This is a genomic window from Flavobacterium sp. XS2P24 (genome assembly GCF_030010285.1).
In the GTDB taxonomy this organism is placed as follows: domain Bacteria; phylum Bacteroidota; class Bacteroidia; order Flavobacteriales; family Flavobacteriaceae; genus Flavobacterium; species Flavobacterium algoritolerans.
Map to the genome: position 1 here is coordinate 282,975 of NZ_JASCRU010000002.1, position 10,780 is coordinate 293,754.

The following is a 10,780-nucleotide window of genomic DNA, read 5'->3' on the forward strand; positions in this document are numbered from 1 at the left end:
CAAAACGGCTTTCGCAAAAAGCTTTTCATTGCAATCGGGGCTAGGGGAGTTGGGGATTGACAGCTTTTTTTTGGATTTACTACTTCACCAACTCAAACACCAAAACCTGTGTTTTTTGTTTATCAGAAAAATTATTATCCGAAACAAAAATGATAGATGGATTACCATTTGCTAATTTTGGTCCAAAAGTAAGTCCTTCAATATTATCAATAAAAATTCCCAAATCATCCATGTTTAGAATCAGTTTTTTAGAAGCTAATTCCAATTTTTGGTTCTGTAATGAAGGATGGTTTTTAACATTAGTTGCCTTTTTTAAATCACATAAAAATACTTTTATCGTGCAAGCTTGCGTTCCGGTCGAGTAGGAGCGTTCTACTATCAGTAACTGATTTTTACCATAATACTGAATTGCTGAAACGGCATTTACACCAAAAGCTCCTTTCGGATTGGGTTCGCGAGCAATGGGTTCCAGTTGGTAGCCGTATTGAGCGGTGTTTACTTTTGTTTTGGCATCAAATTGATAGAATCTAATAAAACCTCCTTTGCTGGTATTGGCTTGGTCGCCATCTTCAAATAAAGGTTCTTCAATATTGGTGTAAATATTTTTGTATTTAAAATCGAATGTAATTCCTTCTAAAGTTCCATTATTTCTCGGGCCTTTTTCTAGCTTTTTCATTTTTAAATTTTCCGGTAAGGTAACATTGCCTAGAAAATCACCTTTTAAATCCATAAAATTTAGTGAAGGATCTTGTAAAACTTCCTTGTCGGCAGTTAGCACTCGCGCGCCTTCGCTGCTCCAAATCAAAGTATTCGTTTTTGGATTGAATCGGATATCTTCGGGATCTGCTGAAGTAGTTGGTGTGGTGTTCCAATCGCCATACGCTGTTCCGGTTTCGTTTTTTAAAGTGCTGACACTTTGGAAATCGATACCTTCTACTTTATTTTCGAGCAAACGAATTTTTGCAGTATAAAATCTCGAATCGTTAAACATCGATCTGTCATCACATATCAAATAATACAAATCGTTTTTTGCATCATAATCGATTCCGGACAATCCGCCCACTTTTGTATTCTGAAACGTTTTATCAAAAGGAATTTCAATGGAACTGACCAATTTTAAACTTGGAGTTGGTTTGTTTTCAGCGGTTTGTTTTAAATTGGAACAAGAAAGAAGAAAAGCGGGTAAAACGACAAGAAATAATAATTTGCGCATAAAAAAATGTGTTGCTGTTTGCAAAAAGGATCTGATTTTTGGATTAAAAACCCACTTTAAAAACTATGAATTGTTCGTTTGATTTTTTTCAAGATTGCGGAAATAATCAATTTTATAATGGAACATTTCAGCCATATTTTTAGCACGTAGTTTCGCTTCTTCGGCCAATGGACCTACAAATAAACTATCGGTAGTTGCTGTGAAAATTTCCATCCAGCGGTCAAAATGTTCTTTGGCAACCGGTAATTGTTTGTGTGGTGGAAATGGACTTCCGGAATAAGAATGAACTTCGAGCAAAATAGTTTGCCAAAAGCGGTACATTTTTTCCAGATGTTCCGGCCAGCGGTTGCCTATTTTCTCGTTGAATATGGGTCCAATAAATTCGTCTTTTTGAACTTTAGAATAAAAAGTATCAACCAGTAATTTGATATCTTCGAATGTGGTAATGTCGTTAAATTGTGCCATGATCGGGTATAAAAAAAGCCTACGCAAAGGTAGGCTTTTATGTTGAAATGTAATGGTAAACTATTTTGCTTTAGGAGGAAATTGCTCTAAAATTTTTGCGACAAATTCATTGATTTGTTTTTCTTTTTCAGTGCGGTTTTCAGTTAGATAACCAACACCTTCACCTTGCCAAACCAATTCTTTTTTCTTGGCATCAATTAAATCAATATACAATGTTCCTTCAGTTGAAGAGGAAACATAAGTGCTTCGACCTCCCCATAAGTAAGGATTCCATCCGTAACCCCATCCATATCCCCAACCGGCATTGTATTGGTTTACGTCTATTCGTTCTCTTTCTTTGGTAAGAATATTAATCAGCAAATCTGGATTTTCACTTTTGGTCATCCCTTTTTTGCTTAATTCTCGGTCTATGGCATTAAGGATTCTTTTTTTATCCAATTCTGAAATTTCAACTCTATCGATGCCTTTCTTATGGAAAGCATACGTTTTATATTGACTAAAATTTATGTTATTATCATAATCGGAATACACTCTTACGGAACTGCAAGATGCAGCTACAAAAAGTAGGAGTACTGGAAGGAGTTTAATTGCTTTCATGGGTTAGTTATTTGATTACTATATGTTTACTAAAGTTACGTTCAAATTTTTAAAAATCCAACAAATTGTCGGCTACTATATTAGGGATGGTCACTTTCAATAAAGGTTGCGTCTCCATCGCTCTTTTTATTGCAAATAATGCTCCGTCATTTCTAGCCCAGCTTCTTCTGGAAATTCCATTGTTGACATCCCAGAAAAGCATTGATTCTAAACGTCTTGAAGCTTCTTGAGATCCATCAAGAACCATACCAAATCCACCGTTTATTACCTCGCCCCAGCCCACGCCACCGCCATTGTGTATGGATACCCAAGTAGCACCTCGAAAGCTGTCTCCAATGACATTTTGTATCGCCATATCAGCTGTAAATCTTGAGCCGTCATAAATATTTGAAGTTTCTCTGTATGGCGAATCAGTACCGGAAACATCATGGTGATCCCTGCCTAAAACGACAGTTCCTATTTCACCTTTGGCAATCGCCTGATTAAAGGCTTCGGCAATTTTAACGCGCCCTTCAGCATCAGCATACAAGATTCGGGCTTGGGAACCTACGACTAATTTATTTTCTTGTGCGCCTTTTATCCAATGGATATTATCCTGCATTTGTTGCTGAATTTCTTCAGGAGCCGTTTTTGCCATTTCTTCCAAAACCTGACAAGCAATTAAATCTGTTTTGGCTAAATCTTCTGGTTTTCCCGAAGCACAAACCCATCGAAAAGGGCCAAAACCATAATCAAAACACATTGGTCCCATAATATCCTGTACGTAACTCGGATACCTGAAATCAATATGATTCTCTGCCATAACATCAGCACCGGCGCGGGAAGCTTCCAGTAAAAAAGCATTTCCATAATCAAAGAAATACGTTCCTTTGGCAGTGTGTTTATTGATTGCTGTCGTATGACGACGTAATGTTTCCTGTACTTTTGTTTTAAATAAATCAGGAGTTGATGCCATCATTATATTAGCTTCTTCAAAGGAAATGTCAGCTGGATAATAGCCGCCCGCCCAAGGATTATGTAAGGAAGTTTGATCTGATCCTAAATCGATATGGATGTTTTCTTCGTGAAATTTTTCCCAAATATCAACCACATTTCCAAGATATCCAATGGAAACAATTTCATTATTAGCTTGTGCTAAAGTGACTCTTTTTACTAATTCATCCACATCATCAATGACTTCATTGATCCATCCTTGACTATGGCGAATGTGCGTTATTTTTGGGTTTACTTCGGCACAGACAGTGATACAACCGGCAATATTTCCGGCCTTTGGTTGCGCGCCAGACATTCCGCCCAAGCCAGAGGTGACAAATAATCCACATTTTGGGCTGCGTTTTATTTTACGAAAACCATTCAAAACCGTAATTGTTGTTCCGTGTACAATTCCTTGTGGTCCTATGTACATGTAGCTTCCTGCGGTCATTTGTCCGTATTGAGAAACGCCCAGTGCATTCATTTTTTCCCAATCGTCCGGTTTAGAATAATTAGGAATTACCATTCCGTTAGTCACGACAACTCGCGGAGCTTCTTTATGGGAAGGGAACAATCCCATTGGATGACCGGAATACATGGTCAGCGTTTGTTCCTCTGTCATTTCAGACAAATATTGCATCGTCAAAAGATATTGTGCCCAGTTTTGAAAAACGGCCCCATTTCCACCATAAGTAATCAGCTCATGCGGATGTTGTGCTACGGCATAATCCAAATTGTTTTGAATCATCAGCATAATTGCTTTGGCCTGCTCACATTTTCCTGGATATTCAGCAATAGGTCTTGCGTACATTTTATAATCTGGGCGCAAACGGTACATATAAATACGACCATAGGTTTCCAGTTCTTCTGAAAATTCTTTGATTAATTCAGCGTGATGTTGCGGTTCAAAATAACGTAAGGCATTGCGAAGTGCCAATTTTTTTTCTTCAATTGAAAGGATTTCTTTGCGCTTTGGTGCATGATTGATGTCAATTTCGTATGGTTTTGGTTTTGGTAAAACCGATGGAATTCCTTGTTGTATTTGTTCTTGAAAAGTCATTTTTAGCTGTTGATTCGTTATTTTTTTTGTGTTGGTTCATTTAAGAAGCTTAAACTTTGTGTGAAAAAAAATGTAACGACTAAGGATAACGAATATCCGACCTGTGGTAGGATTTGTGAATTTTGATTCTATATTTCTGTGAACAAATATCCATTTTATTTGATGTTTTTTAAAACTGATGTTTTCTTATTTTGTTGATTTTGATTCTAAAATTCGATTACTTTTTATTGGTTCCTGTTTTTTTATCAAAACCATAGGGACAATGGCGACAGCCACTTTTACAGCAATAACCACGTTTTAAATGGTATTTTTCAGTAAAGCATTTATAGCCCTCGGGTGTGTAATAGAAATCTTCCCCTTCTATCAATTTATTTTCATTACTTTGGTCAATCATGTTTGGGATTATTCTATTGTAAAATTTATTTGGATTACTAATTCATTAAAATCGACTCAAACGATTGAGATTTTCATTAAATAGAACCCTTTTATCATTACAAATTTATAAATTTTATAGCGAATGTTTCTGATTGTTGCTAAATATTTAATTCCTAAAGGATATCGTGGATTGGCTGTATTTCCTTTTGTATTTGTAAAATATGAAATGGATAAAGGAAATAGAATTTTTGTCAATCACGAGAAAATTCATCTTCGCCAACAATTAGAATTATTAATACTTCCCTTTTTTATTTGGTATCTGATAGAATATTGTGTTCGATTGATTCAGTATAAAAATGCAAATCTGGCTTACAGAAACATTAGTTTTGAAAGAGAAGCTTATACAAATGAATCAAATTTTGAGTACTTAAAAAACAGACCTTCTTTTCGATTCTTAAAATATTTAGACATAAAATAGGAATAGTCTTAGGCGAATCATTTTGTTTCATTCGATTGTGTTTTATCGCTTTTTGTTTATTGAGTTAAAACAATTCTACAGTATTAACTTACAGTGTTTTAAATATTTTTTTATTAGAAATCCTTAAATGGTTAATTGCTACTGTTTAAATTTTTAATTGTAAGAAATTATATATTTAAAATAAAAAAAGATGTATTTAATCGATTATTTGTACTTTTTATCGGTGTTTATGCTAATTCCTATTCTATTTTTTTTGTAACTTTAAATAAAAATAACTCAAAACAGCTTTTATTAGCTGAAATACTTGATTTAGGAATGTGTTTTTAGACCTTTTAAGGCTAAAGAAGATTTCATTTTTTAAAATTAAAGTGGCATTATTTCAAGTATAATGTCTTCGTAAAAAATATAATTTACTTCATACAAATTAATTTAAAATGCTGACTTATGGACTCAAAATTACTTAAACGAACACTATTGATTGTTACTGGATTATTTTTGCAGAACAATGTAAATGCCCAGATGTATGTAAGTCCTAACAGTTATGTTTTTGCAAATAACCAAGTGGTTTTTGTGAAACAGCAACTGGAGTTAAATGCTGCAAGCAGTAATTTCTATTTAAGGACGGATGCTCAGTTGGTTCAAGGTGCTACATCAGGAAGTGCTAATAAAGGTCTTGGAAGTTTGTCCGTTTTTCAAGAAGGGACTACAAACAATTATCAATTCGATTATTGGTGTTCTCCAGTTGGAGGCAGTAATGCAATTGCAGGAAATTCTGCTTTTGGAATCACGCAACTAAAAAATATTGTAGATGTGACAAATAGTACCAACTCAACTCCTTTGGCAATGAATAATTACGATGGAACTGCCAGCCCATTTGCAATTGCACCCTATTGGATTTTTAAGTTAACCGCTTCATCCAACTATTCAGATTGGATTCAGGTTGGATCAACTTCCAATATTAATGCAGGAGAAGGATTTACGATGAAAGGGAGTTCAGGGACTAATTTAACAACAGTAAATGGAGTTCAAAACAATCCTGGAGGTATACAGCGCTACGATTTTAGAGGAAAACCTAATGATGGGACTATATCCATTCCAGTTGCATTTGAGCAATTTACATTGACAGGAAATCCATATCCATCGGCAATAGATTTGTCTGCTTTTTTAATTGAACAAACAAATTGTACTGGAATTGCTTATTTCTGGGAACAGGATAAAACAGTTGATTCTCATTTTATTGCGGATTATAAAGGCGGATATGGCGCTTTTTCCCCGGGTACTATTGGTAGTAGTGGGATTTATGTACCAGCTACTTTTTATTCCTACGATGGATCTGGAAATGAGGGGTCGGTTTCTGGTGTAGGGGGAAATTATGAAAGACGTTTTTCTCCTATTGGACAAGGTTTCATGATTGATGGATTGGTTAACGGAACTGTAGAGATGAAAAATAGCTACAGGGTTTTTGTTAAAGAAGGCGCATCGAATTTTTCTGAATTTGAAAAAAGTATAAATTCAAATAAAACAAAGACTACTTCGACTTATATGGCTGATATTCCATCAGTATCTGGGTTTGATTACAAAACCGTAAGTGTTCTACCAACACCTCAAATCCGATTTAATACCTTATTGAACAATCAAGGAGTTCGTCAAATTGTTCTGGCATTTGTTCCTGATGCTACTGATGGGGTTGATCGCGCGATGGATGCAATATCTTCCAGTGATGATAGTCCGGCAGATGTTTATTTTGTGATAGAAAACGATGAATATCTTATTAACGCAGTGAATTTTGATATGGATAAAAAGATTCCAATTGGTTTTAAAAATACAAATCAAGCTAATTTTAAGATTACAGTAAAGGGAATGTTGAATTTTACAGGGACCAATGCCGTTTATTTACATGATAAAACAACCGATTTATACCACGACATCAAAAACGATTTCTATGATTTGACATTGCCGGCAGGAGTAAACAACACACAGTTTGAAATTACTTTTAAAAACAATGTTGCTTTAGGTGTTGACGAAACAGCACGCCAAAGTTTTGTGGTTTATCAAAATAACACAACTAAGAACTTAACCATTAGTAATCCATTATTATTGGATCTTGCTACTTGCAATTTGTATGATGTAGCCGGAAAATTAATTTTTAATAAAAAAGATTTAGGATCGAATTCGTCTTATACCTTTTCTACTTCAGGACTTAGTGATGGAATTTATATCGTTAAAATAGCAACTAAAGATAAAATTGAAGTTGGTCAAAAAATAATTATCAGAAGATAAGAGTCAACATAAATGAAAAAAATGCAATCTGTAAGGGTTGCATTTTTATTAGATATAATTTTACCTTTGTGCCAAAATCACTTCCCTTGAATCAACAGGTAAAATCTCCGTTTCTAAACTCTATTTCAGTAGCCATCAAACGGGAGGATTTGATTCACCCTTTTGTTTCCGGAAATAAATTCAGAAAGCTGAAATACAATTTGCTGCAAGCGAAAACGGAGCATTTTGAAAAGCTGCTTACTTTTGGAGGCGCTTTTTCAAATCATATCGCAGCAGTAGCTTTTGCAGGAAAAGAAAAAGGATTTAAAACCATAGGAATTATTCGTGGGGATGAATTAGGGAGTAAAATAGCAGAGAATCCCACATTGGCATTTGCTCAAAATTGCGGAATGCAACTGGAATTTATTTCAAGAGAAGAGTACCGCTTAAAAAGCGAGGCTTCATTTTTAGAGAAATTAAAACAGCAATTTGGCGATTTTTATCTAATACCTGAAGGAGGAACAAATGCTTTAGCCATCAAAGGGTGTCAAGAGATTCTAACTCCGGAAGATGCTGAATTTGATTATATTTGTTGCTCAATAGGAACTGGCGGTACCATTTCTGGAATTATTAACAGTGCTTTACCGCACCAAAAAGTTTTAGGATTTCCCGCTTTAAAAGGTGATTTTTTGAAAGAGGAAATTCGTAATTTTGTCCAAAATGAAAATTGGGACTTAATTACGGAGTATCATTTTGGGGGTTACGGGAAAGTAAATGAAGCCTTAATCGGATTCATTAATCAGTTTTACATGGAAAATCAGATTCCCTTGGACCCCATTTATACGGGAAAGATGGTTTTTGGCGTTATAGATTTAATTCAAAAAAACTATTTTCCTGCCGAATCAAAAATTTTACTAATTCATACAGGTGGAATTCAGGGAATTCAAGGAATGAATATGAAATTAAGAAACAAACAATTACCAACAATCGATATCAATGTTTAAAAAAATCCTACTGCTTCTTACCATAATTACTTTGATAGGTTGTAATGCCGCAAAACCTGTTATTGTAACAAAGAAAGCTCCCATAAAACCAAAACCAGAGGTAGTACGCACGATAAAAAAACCAGCTGCGTCAAGTCCTGCCACTACAAGACCAACAGTTGCAAAACCGGTAAAAAAAGAACAAGGTAATCGGGAAACAGAAGTAATTGTTTCAACTTCAAAAACAGTGGTTACTAATGATGTTATCGTTTCGTATATTTCTAAATTTAAAGAAATTGCAATGGGAAACATGAAAAATTATGGGATTCCCGCAAGTATTATTTTGGCTCAGGGGATTTTAGAATCGGGTGCAGGAAGAGGTGATTTAGCAATAAGTGCTAATAATCATTTTGGAATAAAATGTCACGTAGGATGGACAGGAGAAAGCGTTAAGCATGACGATGATTCTGATCAGGAGTGCTTTAGAAAATATGACAATCCTTCAGAATCCTTCAAAGATCACGCGTTATTTTTGACAGGAAGAAGCAGGTATTCCAAGCTATTTGAATTCTCAAAAGGCGATTATAAAGCTTGGGCAAAAGGGCTAAGAGCTGCAGGTTATGCCACAGATCCAAAATATCCGGATAAGTTGATTTCTTATATTGAGCGCTACAATTTGCATCAATATGACAATCAGGTTTTAGATGTAAATTATGTGTCTAATGAAAAACAAATGGTTGAGGAATTAACGATTGAATCGAGAAATACAATTAATCAAGACTTATTTTCATACGTTGTTCAAAAAGGGGATACGCTGTATTCAATTTCAAAAAAATTCGATTTAAAGGTTGATGATTTAAAACAAAAAAATAATCTTTCTGACAATACACTTTCTATTGGACAGAGGTTGATGGTAAAATAATTGAAAAAATAACTATAATTCATAATTCATAAATGTTGTATAAAAGAAGCAGTCAGCTTTTTGCTGAAGCAGAAAAAGTAATTCCAGGAGGTGTAAATTCGCCAGTAAGGGCTTTTAAAGCGGTGGGTGGAACTCCAATTTTTGTCAAAAGTGCCAAAGGTGCTTATTTGTACGATGAAGATGGAAACCGTTTGATTGACTATATCAATTCTTGGGGACCAATGATTTTAGGACACGCTTACGAACCGGTCGTACAAGCCGTGATTGAGAAAGCTAAGTTAGGAACCTCATTTGGGATGCCAACAGAATTGGAAACTCAAATTGCAGCTTTGGCTGTTTCCATGGTTCCAAATATAGATAAAATTAGATTTGTAAATTCAGGTACCGAAGCCTGTATGAGTGCTGTAAGATTGGCTCGCGGATTTACCAAAAGAGATAAAATAATAAAATTTGCAGGTTGTTATCACGGTCATTCGGATTCGTTTTTAATCCAAGCGGGAAGTGGAGCAATTACTTTTGGTTCGCCTAACAGTCCTGGAGTTACAGCAGGAACGGCCAAAGATACTTTGCTTGCAAAATACAATGACTTAGAAAATGTAGCGACTTTAATTGAAGCCAATAAAAATGAAATTGCAGCCATAATTGTGGAACCTGTTGCGGGAAATATGGGCTGTATTCCGCCAAATAAAGGCTTTTTGGAAGGCTTACGCCAATTGTGTACCGATAATGGAATTCTATTGATTTTTGATGAGGTTATGACTGGTTTCAGACTCGCTAGAGGTGGTGTTCAGGAATTATTCGATATAACCGCTGATATTGTTTGCTTCGGGAAAGTAATCGGTGGAGGATTGCCTGTTGGTGCTTTTGCTGCCCGTGAAGAAATTATGAATTATCTGGCTCCGTTAGGTCCCGTTTATCAGGCAGGAACATTGTCTGGAAATCCGTTGGCAATGGCTGCTGGATTAGCAATGTTGCAAGCTTTAGATAATGACCGTGCTATTTTTCAAAGATTAGAAGAGAAAACAGCGTATTTGGCTGTAGGAATTGATAAAGTGTTGAAAGCAAATAACGTTACATTTACAATCAACAGTATTGGATCGATGATTTCGGTTCATTTTGATGCTGCTCCGGTTGTTGATTTTCAAACCGCTGCAAACGGCGATAACGAAACGTTCAAGAAATTCTTTCACGGATTATTGCAAGAAGGGATTTATATTGCGCCATCCGCTTATGAGACCTGGTTTATTACTGATGCATTAACATATGAGGATTTAGATTTTACCATTCGAGCCATAGACAAAGTATCGAAAACATTTTAATAATAAAAAAGCCCCTGAATTAGACTGCACCCAAAAAGTTAGACAAATTTATAATTAATTTTGATAATAATGAGCTCGATATTTTATCGGGCTCATTTTGTTTAAATTTGATTTAATTCTTTCGTTGTTATAATAGA

General features: G+C 35.2%; 10 protein-coding genes. 5 read left to right on the plus strand and 5 right to left on the minus strand.

Going from position 1 to position 10,780, the window contains the following annotated elements:
• Positions 1 to 79: 79 nt before the first annotated feature.
• From QLS31_RS03090 to QLS31_RS03110, 5 genes are all read right to left on the minus strand, one after another.
• Complete coding sequence (locus tag QLS31_RS03090) at positions 80 to 1,213, minus strand: esterase-like activity of phytase family protein (protein ID WP_282742498.1); 1,134 nt, start codon at positions 1,211 to 1,213, stop codon at positions 80 to 82.
• A 63-nt stretch (positions 1,214 to 1,276) separates the two neighbouring features.
• Positions 1,277 to 1,678, minus strand: a complete 402-nt coding sequence (locus QLS31_RS03095) for a group III truncated hemoglobin (protein WP_282742500.1) — start codon at positions 1,676 to 1,678, stop codon at positions 1,277 to 1,279.
• A 60-nt stretch (positions 1,679 to 1,738) separates the two neighbouring features.
• A complete protein-coding gene (locus QLS31_RS03100) occupies positions 1,739 to 2,275 on the minus strand; it encodes a DUF4136 domain-containing protein (RefSeq protein WP_121342739.1) in 537 nt (178 codons plus the stop codon).
• Positions 2,276 to 2,324: 49 nt separating this feature from the next.
• On the minus strand, positions 2,325 to 4,307 hold the full coding sequence (locus QLS31_RS03105; RefSeq protein ID WP_282742502.1) for a urocanate hydratase: 1,983 nt from the start codon (positions 4,305 to 4,307) through the stop codon (positions 2,325 to 2,327).
• 217 nt (positions 4,308 to 4,524) lie between these two features.
• Positions 4,525 to 4,701 carry a DUF5522 domain-containing protein gene (locus QLS31_RS03110; RefSeq protein ID WP_158589746.1) on the minus strand — a complete coding sequence of 59 codons (177 nt, stop codon included), beginning with the start codon at positions 4,699 to 4,701 and terminating at the stop codon, positions 4,525 to 4,527.
• Positions 4,702 to 4,824: 123 nt separating this feature from the next.
• On the opposite strand from QLS31_RS03110, the gene QLS31_RS03115 reads away from it, so the two are divergent.
• From QLS31_RS03115 to hemL, 5 genes are all read left to right on the plus strand, one after another.
• On the plus strand, positions 4,825 to 5,160 hold the full coding sequence (locus tag QLS31_RS03115; protein WP_282742504.1) for a hypothetical protein: 336 nt from the start codon (positions 4,825 to 4,827) through the stop codon (positions 5,158 to 5,160).
• A 444-nt stretch (positions 5,161 to 5,604) separates the two neighbouring features.
• On the plus strand, positions 5,605 to 7,440 hold the full coding sequence (locus tag QLS31_RS03120; protein WP_282742506.1) for a T9SS type A sorting domain-containing protein: 1,836 nt from the start codon (positions 5,605 to 5,607) through the stop codon (positions 7,438 to 7,440).
• Between the two features lie 86 nt (positions 7,441 to 7,526).
• Positions 7,527 to 8,423, plus strand: a complete 897-nt coding sequence (locus QLS31_RS03125) for a pyridoxal-phosphate dependent enzyme (protein ID WP_282742508.1) — start codon at positions 7,527 to 7,529, stop codon at positions 8,421 to 8,423.
• Positions 8,416 to 9,324, plus strand: a complete 909-nt coding sequence (locus tag QLS31_RS03130; RefSeq protein ID WP_282742510.1) for a glucosaminidase domain-containing protein — start codon at positions 8,416 to 8,418, stop codon at positions 9,322 to 9,324. Before QLS31_RS03125 ends, QLS31_RS03130 begins: the two co-directional genes overlap by 8 nt.
• 32 nt (positions 9,325 to 9,356) lie before the next feature.
• Positions 9,357 to 10,643 (plus strand): glutamate-1-semialdehyde 2,1-aminomutase, encoded by a 1,287-nt coding sequence (gene hemL, locus QLS31_RS03135; protein ID WP_282742512.1) that lies wholly within the window; start codon positions 9,357 to 9,359, stop codon positions 10,641 to 10,643.
• Positions 10,644 to 10,780 lie beyond the last annotated feature (137 nt).